The sequence below is a fragment of the Halomonas sp. BN3-1 genome, from assembly GCF_003056325.1.
GTDB classification, from domain to species: Bacteria; Pseudomonadota; Gammaproteobacteria; order Pseudomonadales; family Halomonadaceae; genus Halomonas; species Halomonas litopenaei.
Genome location: NZ_PYVV01000003.1, coordinates 203,937 through 220,923 on the forward strand (window position 1 = coordinate 203,937; position 16,987 = coordinate 220,923).

The 16,987-nt window shown below is 64.7% G+C and carries 13 protein-coding genes; 4 read left to right on the top strand and 9 right to left on the bottom strand.

From position 1 onward, the window contains the following. Positions 1-68: 68 nt before the first annotated feature. The 4 genes from C9F12_RS05965 to C9F12_RS05980 all read left to right on the top strand — a co-directional run bounded on the left by C9F12_RS05965 (position 69) and on the right by C9F12_RS05980 (position 5,935). Positions 69-2,264 carry a TRAP transporter large permease subunit gene (locus C9F12_RS05965; protein WP_108448280.1) on the top strand — a complete coding sequence of 732 codons (2,196 nt, stop codon included), beginning with the start codon at positions 69-71 and terminating at the stop codon, positions 2,262-2,264. Positions 2,265-2,556: 292 nt separating this feature from the next. Continuing rightward, positions 2,557-2,946 (top strand): DUF4168 domain-containing protein, encoded by a 390-nt coding sequence (locus C9F12_RS05970; protein WP_108132478.1) that lies wholly within the window; start codon positions 2,557-2,559, stop codon positions 2,944-2,946. Between the two features lie 362 nt (positions 2,947-3,308). Next, on the top strand, positions 3,309-5,207 hold the full coding sequence (locus C9F12_RS05975; RefSeq protein WP_108448281.1) for a DUF294 nucleotidyltransferase-like domain-containing protein: 1,899 nt from the start codon (positions 3,309-3,311) through the stop codon (positions 5,205-5,207). Between the two features lie 5 nt (positions 5,208-5,212). Beyond that, positions 5,213-5,935 (top strand): 3'-5' exonuclease, encoded by a 723-nt coding sequence (locus C9F12_RS05980; protein ID WP_045992020.1) that lies wholly within the window; start codon positions 5,213-5,215, stop codon positions 5,933-5,935. A gap of 109 nt (positions 5,936-6,044) precedes the next feature. Here C9F12_RS05980 and C9F12_RS05985 read toward each other — a convergent pair whose 3' ends face one another. The 9 genes from C9F12_RS05985 to C9F12_RS06025 form a co-directional block, all read right to left on the bottom strand. Continuing rightward, positions 6,045-7,715: a BCCT family transporter gene (locus tag C9F12_RS05985; protein WP_108448282.1), complete on the bottom strand. Its 1,671-nt coding sequence runs from the start codon at positions 7,713-7,715 to the stop codon at positions 6,045-6,047. Positions 7,716-8,060: 345 nt separating this feature from the next. Further along, positions 8,061-8,915: a glycine betaine ABC transporter substrate-binding protein gene (locus tag C9F12_RS05990; protein ID WP_108448283.1), complete on the bottom strand. Its 855-nt coding sequence runs from the start codon at positions 8,913-8,915 to the stop codon at positions 8,061-8,063. A gap of 106 nt (positions 8,916-9,021) precedes the next feature. After that, positions 9,022-9,855, bottom strand: coding sequence for a proline/glycine betaine ABC transporter permease (locus C9F12_RS05995; protein WP_045992040.1), 834 nt, complete (start codon positions 9,853-9,855; stop codon positions 9,022-9,024). 5 nt (positions 9,856-9,860) lie between these two features. After that, positions 9,861-11,063 carry a glycine betaine/L-proline ABC transporter ATP-binding protein gene (locus tag C9F12_RS06000; protein WP_045992017.1) on the bottom strand — a complete coding sequence of 401 codons (1,203 nt, stop codon included), beginning with the start codon at positions 11,061-11,063 and terminating at the stop codon, positions 9,861-9,863. Between the two features lie 373 nt (positions 11,064-11,436). Then, positions 11,437-12,567 carry a PQQ-dependent sugar dehydrogenase gene (locus tag C9F12_RS06005; protein ID WP_108448284.1) on the bottom strand — a complete coding sequence of 377 codons (1,131 nt, stop codon included), beginning with the start codon at positions 12,565-12,567 and terminating at the stop codon, positions 11,437-11,439. Between the two features lie 121 nt (positions 12,568-12,688). After that, positions 12,689-13,564, bottom strand: coding sequence for an AEC family transporter (locus C9F12_RS06010; RefSeq protein WP_045992015.1), 876 nt, complete (start codon positions 13,562-13,564; stop codon positions 12,689-12,691). A 16-nt stretch (positions 13,565-13,580) separates the two neighbouring features. Next, positions 13,581-15,842, bottom strand: a complete 2,262-nt coding sequence (locus C9F12_RS06015) for an FUSC family protein (RefSeq protein WP_108448285.1) — start codon at positions 15,840-15,842, stop codon at positions 13,581-13,583. Then, positions 15,842-16,705, bottom strand: a complete 864-nt coding sequence (locus C9F12_RS06020; protein ID WP_108448286.1) for an efflux RND transporter periplasmic adaptor subunit — start codon at positions 16,703-16,705, stop codon at positions 15,842-15,844. Before C9F12_RS06020 ends, C9F12_RS06015 begins: the two co-directional genes overlap by 1 nt. Further along, positions 16,706-16,924 (bottom strand): DUF1656 domain-containing protein, encoded by a 219-nt coding sequence (locus tag C9F12_RS06025; protein WP_108448287.1) that lies wholly within the window; start codon positions 16,922-16,924, stop codon positions 16,706-16,708. Positions 16,925-16,987: the final 63 nt, after the last annotated feature.

A 16,987-nucleotide genomic window follows, 5' to 3' on the forward strand; every position in this document is an offset into this window, starting at 1 on the left:
CCGGTCGACGTCGATGAATATTCCGTGGTCGCCTGGCGAAACGCCAGGCGACCAGCGGAGGAGCGTCAATGAATCTACAGATTGATTTCGTTCTGCCGCACTGGCTCTACTGGGCGGTGCTGGCAGGACTGCCGCTGATCGTGATGCTGCTGGTGGATCGAAGCTTCCGCCGGGGTGGCGAGGTGAGCGGTGGCGATACCGCCGAGACCCCCGTCGCGACGAGCGAACAGGCCTACGCAGCGCCTGGCAATGTGGTGACCCGCGGCATCGACCGCATTTCCGGCTTTGCCGGGCGCTACGTGGCCTACTGGTCGCTGATCGCGCCCTTCGTGTTCACCTACGAGGTGGTGCTGCGCTACGCCTTCAACTCGCCGACCAACTGGGCTCACGAGTCGATGACCCTGATGTTCGGCATGCAGTACCTGCTGGCGGGTGCCTTCGCGCTGCGCGAGGGCGGGCATGTGCGCGTCGATATCCTCTACCAGCGGGCGGCGCCGCTCAACAAGGCCGCGCTGGACCTGGTCACCTCGATCTTCTTCTTCATCTTCACCCTGGCGCTGTTGACCACCGGCTGGCGTTTCTTCTCGCAGTCGGTCAGCGACGTCTGGTGGTTCGGTGACAGCTACGCCAACGAGGTGTCCTTCACCGAATGGGCGGTGCAGTACTTCCCGGTCAAGTTCATGCTGTTCTTCGGTGCCTTGCTGCTGCTGTTGCAGGGGATCGCGCAGTTGATCAAGGACCTCCAGGCCTATCGTCACCACCGCGAGCACCACGAAGGCTCGACGGTGTTTGCCAGCATTCTGGTGGTGCTGGCGGTGATCCTCGGCGCCTACACCATCCACGAAATCGTCAATATCGCCCTGACCGACTACGAGAGCCTGGCGCTCAGCCTTGAGAGCTCGCTGTCCACGGTGGGTATCGGCGCGCTGACCCTGTTGATGTTCGGCACCCTGATGGTGGTGCTGGTAGCGGGGCTACCGCTGGCCTTCGTTACCGGCGGTCTGGGGGTGGTGTTCCTCTACCTGGTGGGCGATCAGCACATGCTGAACCTGATGCCTTCGCGCATCTTCCCGATGATGACCAACTACCAGCTCTCGGCCATTCCGCTGTTCATCTTCATGGCCTCGGTACTGGAGAAGGCCGGCATCATCGAAGAGCTGTTCGATGTGGTCTACAAGTGGATGGGCGGTCTCAAGGCGGGCCTGGCGATCGCCACCATCATCGCCTCGACGCTGCTGGCCGCCATGGTCGGGGTGATCGGCGCGGCGGTGGTGACCATGGGCCTGATCGCGCTGCCGGCCATGCTCAAGCGCAACTACCAGCCGGAGATCGCGCTGGGGTCGATCATGGCCGGGGGCACCCTGGGCATCCTCATCCCGCCGTCCATCCTGGCCATCATCTACGGCGTCATCGCCCAGCAGTCGGTGGGCGAGCTCTACCTGGGCTCGCTGATTCCTGGCCTGTTGCTGGCCGGCATGTACGCCTTCTACTGCTGGCTAAGGGGCACCCTGAACGTCAAGGTGGCGCCGCCGATGCCGGAGGAAGACCGGGTCTCCACCGCCGAGAAGCTGCGCCTGCTGCGCAATATGCTGGCGCCTATCGCCCTGGTGTTGCTGGTGCTCGGCATCATCTTCACCGGGGTGGCGACCCCGGTGGAAGCGGCGGGTATCGGCACCTTCGGTGCGCTGGTGGTGGCGGCGATGCACAAGCGGCTGACCTGGCCCAACCTGCACGCCGCCTGCATGACCACCCTGGTGGCGACCGCCATGGTCATGTGGATCATCTTCGGTGCCAGCATCTTCGTCGGCTTCTACATCCTGCAGGGCGGCCAGACCTTCGTGCAGGAGCTGATCGCCGGGGCAGGGCTTGGCCCCTACGCGGTGCTGGCGCTGATGATGGTGCTGCTGGTGGCGCTGGGGATGTTCCTGGACTGGGTCGGTATCCTGCTGCTGGCGGTGCCGATCTTCGTACCGCTGATCAAGGGGCTGGACTTCACCGGGGTATTTGGCCTGCCCGGGGTGGACCCCGCCGACGTCTCGCTGTGGTTCGGGGTGATCTACCTGGTCAATATGCAGATGTCCTTCCTCAGCCCGCCGTTCGGCTATGCGCTGTTCTACATCAAGGGGGTGTGTCCGCCGCATATCACCATGGGCCAGATCTTCCGTTCGTCCTTTCCCTTCCTTGCGCTGCAAGCGGTGGGCCTGCTGCTGGTGATCATGTTCCCGGCGCTGGTCACCTGGCTGCCCAACCTGGCCTACGGCTAGTCGGGCGGTGTCATGACAACGCCTCCGGCCGACTTGGCCGGAGGCGTTTTTGCAAGATGTTCAGCAGTGGCAGGCAACACGCCTTTTTCGGTGCTTCGCCGAAGAATTGCGTGGCGTATCATGACGCTTATCTCCATGGCCTGCCGTGGCCTCTGGCGGTTGTCGCCGACCGGCGACGCAGAGGCGAAAATGGCTTGCATTTCGTAACACGATTGTGGGGAACCCTCATGCAACTGCGTCGTCACACTGTACGAGCGATTGACGAATTCTCAACCACCTCCTGGAGGACTTCATGCAACGATTCACCGCCCTGATCACCGCCGCCCTGCTTTCTGCTGGTCTGATGAGCGCCACCGCCCATGCCCAGGAAGCAAACGCGCAGGCGTCAGGCAACGCTGACGTCGAGGCTGCCGCTCAGGCGCAGAATTTCTCTGATGCCCAGCTCGAGAAATTCGCCGACGCTTCCAAGGAGATCGCCGCGATTTCTCAGGACTACACCCAGCAGCTGCAGGAAGCCGAAGGCCAGCAGGCCCAGCAGGATGTGCGCACCGAGGCCAACCAGAAGATGGTCGAAGCCGTCCAGCAGAGCGGGCTCGAGGTCGAGACCTTCAACGCCATCGGTCAGGCCATCCAGCAGAACCCGGACATGATGAAGCGCGTACAGGAGATGGCGCAGTCGTGAGCTGACCGCCACTCTCGCCAGTCAAAGAGACTGGCCGCCTAGATCGACGCCCGCCGCCCTCGAGGTCGGCGGGCGTTGTTGTTTGCAGTGCTGAAGATGTTTGCACAGGGCGAGGATTCGAGCGGCCGGTCGGGTGTGAAGTCGTGATCAACGAAGGATGGATCGGTCATCAGGTCGCAGTGTCAGCAATGCCTGGCTCTCCGGGCCACGCTCGATGGCTTCTGCGGCGTTTGGCGAGAGGCCGATCAAGATACTGCTAATGCTTTACAGCCGCTGGCCTCGGCTCCATGCTTCCGATAGTCAGAGGGTGGGGGACCAGGGAGCGTCCTGCTGCCAGCCACGGCGACCGCGCGGAGGACACCATGGAAGCGGAACTGTTGGAAATCAGCCAGCATATGGGGCGCTTTGCGCCCTTTGACGGGCTGTCGGAGGAGTTGCTGGACGAGGTCGCCGGACAGGTGCAGGTCAGCTACTTCAAGGCCGGCTCGACCATTCTCGAGCTTGATGCCGTGCATCAGGAGTTCTGCTACATCCGCAGCGGAGCGGTGGAGGTCACCCGGCGCAACGGAGAGCTCTACAACCTGCTGGGGGAGGGCGACATCTTTGGCCACTTCAGCCTGCTGCGCCACAGTCGCGTGCGCTTCCCGGCCAAGGCGCTGGAAGACAGCCTGATCTACTTCATCCCCGAGGCGATGTTTCACCAGCTGTGCGAAGCGGATGAGCAGTTCGCCGAGTTCGTCGAGGTGGATCGCCCCCGGCTCGAGACGGCGGTGGAAAGTCAGCGCAAGAACAACGACATGATGGTGACGCGGATCCGCAAGCTGCTGACTCGCTATCCCGTCATGGTCGAGGCGCGGGCCACGGTGCAGGAGGCGGCGCGCCAGATCAGCGAGTCCCAGGCCTCGGCGGTGCTGGTGCTGGACAAGCCCGAGAACAACCCGCGCTACACCTTCAAGGATAGTGAAGGTGGCTACTGGCAGGTCACCGGGATCCTGACCGACAGCGACTTTCGCACCAAGGTCGTGGCCGAGGGACTGTCGCCGGATACTCCGGTGGGCGAGGTCGCCGGCCGCCGCCTGATCGCGGTGCAGTCCGACGAGTCGGTGCAGGAGGCGATGCTGTGCATGCTGCGCAACAATATCCACCACCTGCCGGTGATGCACCGTCGTTCACCGGTGGGCATCGTGCATCTTTCCGACATCATCCGCTACGAGACCCAGAGCAGCCTTTATCTGGTCAGCAACATCTTCCATCAGCCGTCGGTGGAGTGTCTGGCCAAGCTGGCGCCGGACGTCCAGGCCGCCTTTGTGCGCATGGTTCATGACGGAGCCGACTCACAGATGGTAGGCAAGGCGCTGTCGACCATTGGACGCAGCTTCACCCGGCGTCTTCTGGAGATGGCGGAAGAGGAGCTAGGACCGCCACCGGTGTCGTACTGCTTCATGGCGCTGGGCTCGATGGCGCGTAACGAGCAGAGCATCGTCACCGACCAGGACAATGCCCTGGTGTTGTCCGATGACTTCGATCCGGCGTTGCACGACGAGTACTTCGCGACCATGGCCAAGCGGGTCAGCGATGGCCTGGCCGCCTGCGGTTATACCTACTGCAAGGGGGACGTGATGGCCACCAATCCGAAGTGGCGACAGCCGCTGTCGGTGTGGAAGGGCTACTTCACCGAATGGATCGAGCGCCCATCACCGGAAGGGCTGCTGCACAGCTCGATCTTCTTCGATCTGGACACGGTCCACGGTGACAATCCGCTGGTGGAGGAGTTGCAGGACCTGGTCGCCACCAAGGCGTCGAAGCACAAGCGCTTTCTTTCCGCCATGGCGCGTAATGCGCTGAATCGGACGCCGCCGCTGGGCATCTTCCGCACCTTCGTGATGGAGAAGGACGGCAAGCACAACAACTCGATCAATCTGAAGCGTCGCGGCACGGCGCCGATGGTGGACCTGATCCGTATCCATGCGCTGGCCTGCGGTTCCCGCGCCCAGAACAGCTTTGACCGCCTGGACGATATCGATCGTACCCAGTTGCTGGCGCCCGGGGTCAGCGACAAGCTGCGCTACGCGCTCGAGTTTCTGTCCATGTCGCGGATTCGTCACCAGGTCATCGATCTGGAGCACGAGCACGAGCCCGACAACAATATCGAGCCGGAAAACGTCTCCAGCGAGGAGCGACACAATCTCAAGGATGCCTTCCAGGCGCTCAGCAACGCCCAGAAGTTCCTCAAGTTCCGTTATCCCATGACCAGCAGGTAGCCGCCATGCCGTTGCTTCGCCCCAAGACTCGCTCGGCACCGGATTGGCACGACTACCTGGTCGCCCGACGTCAGAAGAGCCGCCAGCAGGCGCTGGTGGACTTCTTCGCCGGGGCCGACTTGTCGCCGATCCTGCCGATTCAGGAGGCGCCGCTGATGGCACTGGACCTGGAGACCACCGGGCTCGATCCCAGGCGTGACGAGATCGTCTCGATTGGCCTGGTGCCCTTTTCGCTGTCGCGTATTCGGCTCGCCGAGCGGCGCTACTGGGTGGTGCGTCCCCATCGCACCCTGAACGCCGAGTCGGTGACCTTTCATCACATCACCCACGCCGATATCCAGGGGGCTCCGCGGATCGAGGAGGTGCTCGCCGATGTCTTCCGCGCCATGGCCGGCCACCTGCTGGTGGTGCACTTTCGCCATATCGAGAGGTCCTTTCTGGACGCCGCGGTACGCGCGGCCTGGAAGGAGTCACTGAGCTTCCCGGTGATCGACACCATGTCGCTGGAGGCGCGCATCCACCGTCAGTCGACCATGGCGCGCTTTCGTCGCTGGATGGGCCGACCACCCAGGTCGATCCGCCTGCACGACAGTCGGCTGCGCTACGGGTTACCGCATTATCATGGGCACCACGCCCTGACCGACGCCATCGCCACGGCGGAATTGCTGCAGGCGCAAGTAGCCGGCAACTACGGCCCGGAGACGCCCATCGGCATGCTGTGGAGCTGAATAAGGGAGTTGAGCTGCCCGTCGATACGTCAGCCATCTCGCCAAAAGAAAAGCGGCAGCCCGAGGGCTGCCGCTTTTTTCATGCACTTGCTGTCTGCACAAGGCTGGCCTAGACCGCCTTGGGCTCGCTCATCAGGCCCTTGATGATGGCGTAGCAGGCCACCAGCAGCACCAGGGTGAACGGCAGCCCGGTCGAGACCGCCGCCGCCTGCAGTGCGGTAAGACCGCCGCCCAGCAGCAGAGCGATGGCGATGGCGCCTTCGATGATGGCCCAGAACACGCGCTGCGGCTTGGGTGCGTCGACCTTGCCGCCGGCGGTGATCGAGTCGATGACCAGCGAACCGGAGTCCGAGGAGGTCACGAAGAACACGATGACCAGCACGATGCCGATGAAGGAAGTGATCGAGGCCAGCGGCAGCTCGCCGAGCATGGCGAACAGCTTGAGCTCGAGGGCGGCGTCCTGGACGCCCTGGAAACCATCGGTGATGTACTGCTCGATGGCGGTACCGCCGAAGGAGGTCATCCACAGCACCGATACCAGGGTCGGGACCAGCAGCACGGCGGTGAGGAACTCACGCACGGTGCGGCCACGGCTGACCCGAGCGATGAACATGCCGACGAACGGAGACCAGGAGATCCACCAGGCCCAGTAGAAGGCGGTCCAGCCCTGAACGAAGTTGGCGTCCTCGCGACCGAAGGGGTTGGACAGCGCCGGCAGCTCGGCCAGGTAGTGACCCAGGTTGGTGAAGAAGCCGGTGGCGATGGCCAGAGTCGGGCCCACCAGGATCACGAACGCCAGCAGCAGGAAGGCCAGCACCATGTTCACCTGGGACAGGCGCTGCACACCCTTGTCGACGCCAAGCATGATGGAACACAGCGCAACGGCGGTGATGCCGGCGATCAGCAGCACCATGGTGGTGTCGGTATTCGGCGTACCGAACAGCTCGTTCAGGCCGGCGGCGGCCTGGGAGGCACCGAGCCCCAGCGAGGTGGCCAGACCGAACAGGGTGGCAAATACCGCCAGGATGTCGATCAGGTGGCCCGGCCAGCCCCATACGCGCTCGCCCAGGATCGGGTAGAACACCGAGCGCATGGTCAGCGGCAGACCCTTGTTGAAGGCGAAGATGGCCAGTGACAGGCCGACGATGGCGTAGGCTGCCCAGGGGTGCAGACCCCAGTGGAAGATGGTCGCCGCCATGCCGAGATTGACCGCGGCTTGCTCGTCACCGGCGGCGGCGCCCAGCGGTGCCCAGTCGGTACGTATGCCGTTTTCGCCGACCGAGGTGCCACCCAGCGCGGTGGAGAAGTGGGTCATCGGCTCGGACACGCCATAGAACATCAGACCGATGCCCATGCCGGCGGCGAACAGCATGGCAAACCAGCCCATGTAACTATAGTCGGGTGTGGCCTCGGCGCCACCGATGCGGACCTTGCCCAGCGGGGTGAAGATCAGTACCAGCGACAGCAGCACGAAGATATTGCCGCCGAGCAGAAAGACCCAGGACAGGTTGCTGGTCAGCCAGCCGCGGACGCCGTTGAAGAACGGCTCGGCGCCGCTCTGAAAGGCCAGGGTCAGGATCACGAAGACCAGGATCAGCAGCGACGAGACGGTGAACACCTTGCCGTGCAGGTCCACGTCCACGCCGAAGGACTTGGTGACGATATTGTCCTGACCGATGACGTAATCGGTATCGATCAGGTTGGCTGGCCCATCCGGGGCCGGAATACCCTCGCTGCCGGTGTCGGCAGATGAAGGCTTGTGGTTGGGGTCTTTTTCCACGTGCGATCTCCCTTGCGTTTAAAAATGGTAACTGTGGCGTCACGCCATCGACTCGGAGTGGGGTCGCGGCTGGCTCGTCTGTCATCGATACCGTACGGTCCAGCCTGCCTGAAGTGTGGCCTGCCTGAGCCAGCTTGCCAGTTGTGCCGTCAACGGCATCTATTCCAAGGCCGCCCGGGCACGCCTGGGTCAGCTTGCCACGATCGTCCGAGACTCGAGGTTCTGCCGGCGACCGCTTGCACCGCGTGGGCGACGCAGGTGCTGGCCGCAACGACAGCAGGGGCGCCCCGTGGCACCCCTGACCATTGCCACAGCATCATGACGGTGGCGTGGCATCTATCGGGCTCAGGCCTCGCCGAGCCACTCCTTGACCACGTCCTGGTTGTCCTCGACCCACTTCTGGGCGTTTTCGTAGGGATCGGTGTCGTCTTCCTGATTCATCAGCATGACTTCACCCATCATTTCCGTGGTCCACTCGAAGTTCTCGAGGATGGCGTAGGCCTCCGGCATGTCCTCTTCGAGGCCCTGACGGACGATGGTGTGGATCTGTTCGGCACCACCGTAGACGCCCTGGGGGTCCTCGAGGTACTTGAGGTCCCAGCGGGCGAACATCCAGTGCGGGGTCCAGGTGGTGACCACGATCGGCTCGCCACGGTCGATGGCGCTTCCCAGTGCGGCGGTCATGGTGGCGCCGCTGCCGGTGCGCAGGTCCAGGTCGAGCTCGTAGGCGTCGACCACTTCCTCGGTCAGACGCATCAGGCCGGCACCGGGATCGATGCCGATGATCTCGCCGTTGAACTGGTCGGCGTGTTCATTGAGCTCATCAATCGAGTCGACCTCGGAATCTGCCGGGACCGCAAGGCCCAGCTTGGTGCCGTCGAGGTTGACGCCGGCATCGACCAGCTGGTCCTGGAGGCGCGCGTAGTAGTCCTCGTGGGTGGTCGGCAGCCAGCCCGCGAGCAGAGCGTCGGCGTCGCCGCTGGCGACGGACTGCCACATGGCCGCGGCAGACAGTGCGGAGGTCTCGACCTCGTAGCCGGCCTGTTCGAGCACAGCACGAACCACGTTGGTCGACGCCACGGTGGACGACCACTCGACGTAGGCCAGGTGCACGGAGCCCTTGTCCTGGGCGTGAACACTGGTGGCGGCGGCGCTGATGGCCAGGGCCAGACCGAGAGAACGAGTTGCCTTGGGTGACATGGTGCGACTCTCCTTGCGATAAGAGGTATTAGCGTGAAGCAGGCGACAGTGTCTTGCAAATGCCGCCCCGCGGGCTCCCCCGGCCGAGGGAGCCCGCGTCGAGCGTTTACTGCTTGCGCTCCTTGCGCAGGGACTGGGTCAGGCGATCCAGCAGCATCGCCAGGATGACCACCGCGATGCCGGCCTCGAAACCATCGCCCGGACGCAGTCGCTGGATGGCTCGCCAGACCTCACTGCCCAGGCCATCGGCGCCGATCATGGCGGCGATCACCACCATCGACAGGGCCAGCATGATGGTCTGGTTGATGCCGGCCATTACCGTGGGCAGCGACAGCGGCAGCTGCACCTTGACCAGCTTCTGGCCGCGGGTGGCGCCGTAGGCGTCGGCGGCTTCGATCAGCTCCACCGGTACCTGGCGGATGCCCAGGGTGGTGAAGCGGATGGCCGGCGGCATGGAAAAGATCACGGTGGCAAAGATCGCCGACACCGAGCCGATACCGAAGAACGGGATGGCCGGGATCAGGTAGACGAAGGCCGGCATGGTCTGCATGAAGTCCAGCACCGGCATGATCAGGCGATAGAGTCGATCTGACAGCGCCGCGGCGATGCCCACCGGCAAGGCGATGACCACCGCCACCAGAGTAGCGATGACGACCAGGGTCAGGGTCTCGATCATCGGGTCCCACAGATCGAGGTTCCAGATCAGGCCAAGGCCCAAGACCGCGCCGATGGCGAGCCTGGGGCTTGCCATCTTCCAGCACAGGCCGGCGATGATCAGCAGCAGGGCCCAGTCGGGCAGCCACATCAGGGCGTCATTGAGACCGTCGATACCGGTCTGGGTAATCCGCGAGATGCCGCGGGTGACGGCAGAGTATTCGGTGGTCAGCCAGCTCAGGCCGGTTTCGATCCAGTCACCGAGGGGAATGCGAGGAATCTCGATCGCCATTAGTGGTCTCCTGCCTGTGCCAGTTCATCCAGTACCGCGCCCTTGACCACCACGCCCAGCAGGCGTCGCTCGTCGTCGATGACGGCGATGGGGAAGCTCTTTTCGTTGAACAGCGCGAACAGATTGTGCAGCGGCTCGTCGGGCCCCACGGTGCGGAAGTCCTGGGTCATCACGCTATCCAGTCGATCCTGTCCGCTCTGGATGGCGCTGTTGGCGGCGTCGGCTTCGACCAGTCCCTTGAGCTTGCGATCGCGGCTGGTGACATAGATCGAGTCCATGGCGTTTTCTTTCATCTTGCGCAGTGCGGTACGCGGGCCGTCGTCCTCGCGGGCGGTCGCGCGCACCGGGCGCATGGCGCTCTCGGCGGTCAGCACCCGGGACATGTCGACGCCCTCGATGAAGCGCTCGACGTAGTCGTCGGCCGGCTTGGTCAGGATCTCCTCCGGCGTGCCGATCTGCACCACCTCACCGTCCTTGAGCAGGACGATGCGGTCACCGATGTTCAGCGCTTCGTCCAGGTCGTGGGTGATGAACACCGTGGTCTTCTTCATGCGGTGCTGGAGTTCCAGCAACTCCTGCTGCATATCCTTGCGGATCAGCGGGTCGAGCGCCGAGAAGGCCTCGTCCATCAGCAGCACGGTGGAGTCATTGGCCAGCGCCCGGGCCAGGCCGACACGCTGCTGCATGCCGCCGGACAGCTGATTGGGGTAGGCGTCTTCCCATCCGTTAAGCCCGACCTGGGTCAGGGCGTCACGGGCGGTCTTGGCGCGGGTGTCGGCGTCGATGCCGCGAATCTCCAGCCCGAATTCCGCGTTCTGCTGCACGGTACGGTGGGGGAACAGGGCAAAGTTCTGGAAGACCATCGAGAAGTGACGGCGGCGGCACTCCAGCAGTGCCTTGTCGGAGAGCTGCGGAATGTCCTCGCCGTCGATGATGATCTCGCCTTCGGTGGGCTCGATCAGCCGGTTGAGGCAGCGGATCAGGGTCGACTTGCCCGAGCCTGAGAGGCCCATGATCACCAGCAGTTCGCCTTCATGGACATCGAAGTCGATGTTCGACAGGCCCAGGGTCTGGCCGGTCTTGTCCAGGATTTCAGGACGCTTGAGCCCTTCATCGCGTAGCTTGAGTGCCTTCTTCGGCTGGTCGCCGAAGACCTTGCTCAGCCCGCGAACCTTGATCTTGACGGATCGGTTCTCGCTCATGGGTAGGGGTGCCTTGTTGGGTTGCGTAAACACGTCCAGCCGGTCGAACGATGAAGGTCGACGTCACGTGCATCCTGGCGTCGGCGTTCATCGTCCAGCGCTGGCGCGGCTGCGTCAGGGGCGGCACTCCTTGCCGCATCCCCACGGCTGAACAGCATGCCAGCTTTCACCGTTGAGGCGCAGAAAGGTGCAATACCCTAAAGGTCTTTGAAAGATCATTCAAATTCAGCATGGGCGCACGTTGACTGAATCGAGAAAGCCCCGATGGGTGCGGTATTGGGTAGAAGTGGGGGAGAAGCCCATGCCGGAACGGCATGGGCAAGGGGAGCTATTTCCCTGTCGCGCTTCCTGTCGCGGTCAGTATCGGCGCCGCTCAGCGTACCCGCGTCAGCCGGATCAGACGACCGGGATCGCTGTCGGTCAGCAGGTAGATGGCGCCGTCGGGGCCGAGCCGCACGTCGCGGATGCGGCCGACCTCGCCATCCAGCACCACCTCGCGCTCGATGATGCTGTCGCCCTCGAGGCGCAGGCGCAGCAGTCGCTCGCCGCGAAGCCCGCCCGCCAGCAGATCGCCCTGCCAGGCGGGAAATTCTTCACCGCTGACCACGGCGAGCCCGGACGGCGCAAAGCGTCCTTCGAACACATGCACCGGATCGCGCATGCCCGGGGCACTGTCGACGCCCAGCGGCAGGTTGGTGGCGTAGTCGCGTCCGCGGGTCACCTCGGGCCAGCCGTAGTTCTCGCCGGGCAGAATACGATTGAGTTCGTCGCCGGTGCGCGGGCCGTGCTCGGTCGACCACAGGGTGCCGTCGGCAGCCTGGGCAAGGCCTTGAGGGTTGCGGTGGCCGATCGAGTAGACCTCGGGGGCCGCGTCATCGTCGAAGCCCGGATTGTCCGGCGCGGGATCGCCGTCTGCGGTCAGCCTGAGCAGGCTGCCGGCGTGGTCTGCCGGGTCCTGGGCGCGGCCTTTGCTGACGCCGCGATCGCCGATGGTCAGCCACAGCAGGCCCTGGTCGTCGAACAGCAGGCGGCCACCATAGTGGCGGCCTGGCGTGGAAAAGCGATTCTGCACAAAAATTGGCGTTATCGCGCCCAGGGCGTCGTCCTCGAACCTGACCCGTGATACCGCCGTGGCGTCGTCCGAGTCGCCGTCCTTGCCGGGCTGCGCCCAGCTGAAGTAGAGCCAGTCGTGGGTGCCATCGCCGAATTGTGGATGCAGCGCCAGGTCAAAAAGCCCACCCTGGCCGCGATGTGAGACCTGGGGCAGGCCGTCGAGCCTCTGGACATCACCGTCATCCACCAGCGCCAGGGTCCCGGGCTGCTCGGCGACCAGCATGCGCCCATCGGGCAGAAAGGCCAGCGACCAGGGGGTGTCCAGCTCATCGGTGATCAGCTCGAGCGCGACCGGGTGATGAAGCCCCGGCACCTGCTCGGGCAACGACGCCGCCTGGGCGCCTGCAGGCAATGACAACGTCAGCAGGGCGAGGGAAAGGCTTCGCAACATGGAGACTCCGCACGGCAAGTATGGGTTTCCGGTGGCGGACCGCTTCCCAGTCCCGGGCACGCCGAGCGGCGATGGCGTGCCAGGTCGGCGGAGACGCTTTTCCTGCCAACGGCAACAAGCGTTACAGCAGCAGCGCCAGCAGCACCGGTAGATAGATCAAGGATAGCAGTGTGGAACAGAACACCAGGCTCGCCACATAGGCGGGCTCGCGCTGGGACTTCTGGGCAAACAGATAGTTGAACACCGCCACCGGCATGCTCATCTGCAGCACCAGGATCGCCAGTGCCATGGGGGGCAGGTCAAGCCAGATGCCTATGCCCCAGGCCACGCCCGCCGCCAGCGGGATGCGCAAGAGGCTGAACCAGACACCCGAGCGCAGGCTTCTGACCTGGATGCTGGCCAGCGACACCCCCAGGGTGATCAGCATCAGCGGCACGGTGAAGCCTGAAATCAGATCGACGCTGTTCTGCAGCCACAGCGGCAGTTCGGTGTCGGTGAACAACAGCGCGATGGAGATCAGGATGGCGTAGACCGTGGGCGTCTTGACCAGCGACTTCAGCGGATTGCCACGACTGGCCAGCATGGTGCCCAGGGTGAACTGGAACAGTGACACCGTCACCATCACCGTGATGCCGAAGGCGAAGCCAGCCTCGCCGAAGGCGTAGAGGATCACCGGTAGCCCCATGTTGCCGGTGTTGGGGTACATGGTGGGAGCCAGCAGTACCCGCCAGTCCTTGCGCAGTACCAGCGCCAGCACGAAGGCCAGCGCGGCCATGGCGCACAGCACCAGGGCGGCCGCCAGCATGGTGCGACCGAAGCTCGAGGCGTCGATCTCGGCACCCGCCAGCGAGGCGATCACCAACGCAGGCGTACCGATGTTGAACACCAGTTTGGTGACGAAGGCCACCGGATAGTCGAAACCGCGGCGGATCCAGAAGAATCCGAGACCGGCGCCGGTGATCACCGGCGCCATCACGGCAAAGAGTTGGGCAAACATGCGAGGATCTATCTCCTTATCGGTCGACACCCGGGGCCTTGGCACCCTGTCGGTCTGGAGTACGCTGCAGGCCAGCGACGCCGACGGCAGGCGCGGCTTGCCGGGCCTGTCGAGAGCGAGCGGCCTGGCGCTCCAGCGACATCGTCAAGCGCTCGATCAGACCCGCCATCAGCCGGTACTCGGCGCTGTCATCCGCCTGTCGTTCAAGCGTCTGCAGCAGCCGGTTGCCGTATTCACGAGCTCTATCTGGTGCGTGGCCTCTGGCGCTGGCGCCGTAGTCGTCGGCGAGGGCGGCGGCAAGGTCGTCAAGGGCGAGGTCGAGCGCGTCACTGCGCCCGCCCAGCCGTCGCCGCAGATTGAGGCTGGCGTAGCCGAGGTCCAGCCCCACCAGGCCCAGCGAAAATAGATAGCGGCGTTCTTCCGGGAGGCTGTCGTCGTGCTGGGCGAGCCTGAGTAGGCGGTCCGCCATGGTACCACCGAAGCGTGACTCGGCTTCATGCAGGCTACGCCGGTGAAGCCCGTGGAGGTCGTTCACCGTGGCGCTGACCAGCCGGTGCTTGCGAATGGTGGTGGGGAGTCCTGGCGCCAGGCGAAAGGCCATCACCACGGTGGAGAGCCCGAGCAGCAGGGCGATAGCGCGGCCGAGGAAGCCATCGATGGAAAAGTCCATGCCATTGCCGGGCATGGTCAGCAGGATGTTGCCGATGGTGAAGGCCAGGCAATAGCCCATCAAGCGGGGGTTGGCGGCGCCCAGCAGTCCCAGGAACAAGGGTGGCATGAACACCAGCGCGAGGGTGACGAAGTCATTGGCCTGGGCCAGCAGTACATGGCCGAACAGCAAGGCGCTGGGCACCGCCGCCAGCATGCCCTTGAGGAAGGTGGTGGCGACCGCTGCCGGATTGTCGCGGGTCGCGAAGAAGGCCGAGAACAGGGTGCCGACGAGCATCGCGATCTGACCATTGTCCCAGGCGGTGTAGCGCCAGACGATGGCCAGCAGGGCGAACACCAGTCCGGCTCGCAGTCCGTTGAGGGCGGCTTCCAGATGATCCCGGTGAAAGGCCAGCGCCGGCGCCTTGAGGCGGCGTTTGCCGGGGGTGTGGATCGCCTCCCGCGCATCGAGGATGACCAGAGCGTGGCCGAGGGCCTCGCGCAGGCCGAGATGGATGCGCCGTTGCAGCAGCGCCTCTGGTGACTCGGTAGTGCGTGTCGGCGCGGGGTCGCTGGTGATGGGCCCACTGGCGCTGCGCCCGCACCGGGCTGTGGTTTGGCCTGGGGTCTGGTCCGAGGCCAGGTCTGGGGCCTGGTCTGGGGCCGGGGCTGGGGCCGGGGCTATGCCCTCGTCCGAGTCTGCGGCCATGCACTGAAGGGCGCGATGCCTGAGCGCCTGCAGCCGCTGGCGGGCCTGGGCCACACCGCTGCCCTCGGCGCTGTGGCGCAGGTCACTGGCCATGTCCTCGATCAGGCGTCGGGTGGACGATGGCAGCTCGGCGCCGTGGGAGCGCAGCAGTTGCTGCAGCGCGTGGAGGATCGCCAGCAGGCGGGCGGTGCGCACCGTCAGCACATGGCTGGCGCGTAGCCGGCCGATGCCTTCCGGGCCTTCGTAGCGTGCCGCCTGACTGTCGGTTTCCAGCTGGGTCAGGGGTTGCAGACTGGCGGTCAGGGTGGCTTGCAGGGCAGCGATATCGGCGCTGTTGTCCAGGCGCAGGGCGCCGTGCAGGAAGGCCTGATTGACCACCTGATCGGCCAGGTCGGCGAGATGATCACGGACCTGAATCGGCCACAGCAAGGCGCTGACCAGGGTGGCGCAGATGGCCCCCAGCGCCAGCTCTGACAGGCGGGCCACGGCCACCGCGAACAGACCCGTGGGGGCGCTGGCGGTGATGACCACGATCAGCATGGCGGTGACGGCCGCCATGATGCAGCCGAAGGAAGCGTTGTTGCGGGTCACCGAGGCGGCGTAGGCGCACAGGATGATCCAGGCGGTCAGACAGACCAGTGCCGGTGTCGGCGACTGCACGAACAGCGACATGATGGCGATGCCGGCGAGGCAGCCGACGACGGTGCCGGTGATCTGGCTGATGCCTTTCTCCAGCACCATGCCGCTCATCGGGCGGATCTGCAGAAAGGCGGCGGAAATCAGCGCCCAATAGGGACGATCGAGGTCGCACCATAGGGCAATGTACAGCGCCAGGGCCATGGCCAGGGTGGCCTTGATGGCGAACTTGACCGCACTGGCCGGCGGCGTCAGGTAGGCCTGCCACCATACCGAAAAAGGCATCAGCGAGGCTCGGGCCGGACCCGCACCGTGGCGGTCATGCCGGCGCTCAGGTCGAGGTTCGTCGGCACCTCGTCGAGGGCGATGCGTACCGGGATGCGCTGGGCCAGGCGCACCCAGCTGAAGGTGGGCTCGACCTGGGGCAGCAGCTGGTCGTTGGGGGTGGCGTTGTCATTGGCGATGGCTCGTCCAATGCTGTCGACGTGGCCATCCAGCTCGAGGTTGCCGCTCATCAGAATGACCTTGGCCGGATCGCCCACGGCCAGGGCAGGGCGCTTGGTCTCCTCGAAGTAGGCGGTGACGTAGTAGGAATCCTCCACCACCAGCGCCATGACCGAGGTGCCCCGATTGACGTAGTTGCCCTGAGTGAGCTTGAGGTTGATCAGGTGCCCCGGGGCCGGGGCGGTGACCTCGGTGCGCTCCAGGTCCAGGCGGGCGCTGGTCAGGTCACTGCGGGCCTGGTTGAGGGCGGCGGCGGCGACATCGCGGTCACGATTGGCGCTTTCGCGATTCTCGGCGCTGATCGCCTGGCGGCTGAGTTGCTCTCGCCGCGACGCCTCGTGTTCCTTCAGTGCAAGCTCGGCCTCACGCTGGGCGACGATGGCAGAGGCCTTGGCCAGGGCGGCCTGGTAGCGAGCATCGTCGATACGAAACAGCACCTGGCCTTTTTCAACGTGGTCGTTGTCGTCGACCGCAAGGGCGATCACCCGGCCCGAGACGTCGGGTGCCACGGTGATGATGTCGGCGCCGACCCGGGCGTCACGGGTCCAGGGGCTGTACAGATAGTAGCGCCATAGCCACAGTCCGGCCGCCACGGCGGCGGCGACCACCGCCAGGGTGATCAGCACGCGCAGGGTCTTGCGCATTCAGACGCCTCCGCTGGCAAGCGCGCCCCACCAGGCGACCCCGGCGGTGCACAGAACGAAAAGAGAGGTGTCCAGCCACGCCTCGTACCACAGCCGAGAGGTGCCGCACAGGCGGTGCAGGGCGAAGCGTAGTACTGCGGCGAGCAGCAGTCCGATCAGGGCGTAGACCAGCAGTGGGCTGAAATAGATACCGCCAAGCGCGACTTCCTTGAGCGCCATGCTGGGCCTCCCCGGAATTCAACCGTGCGGTTGTGAATCGTGTAACCGAGACCAAGCGTAGCA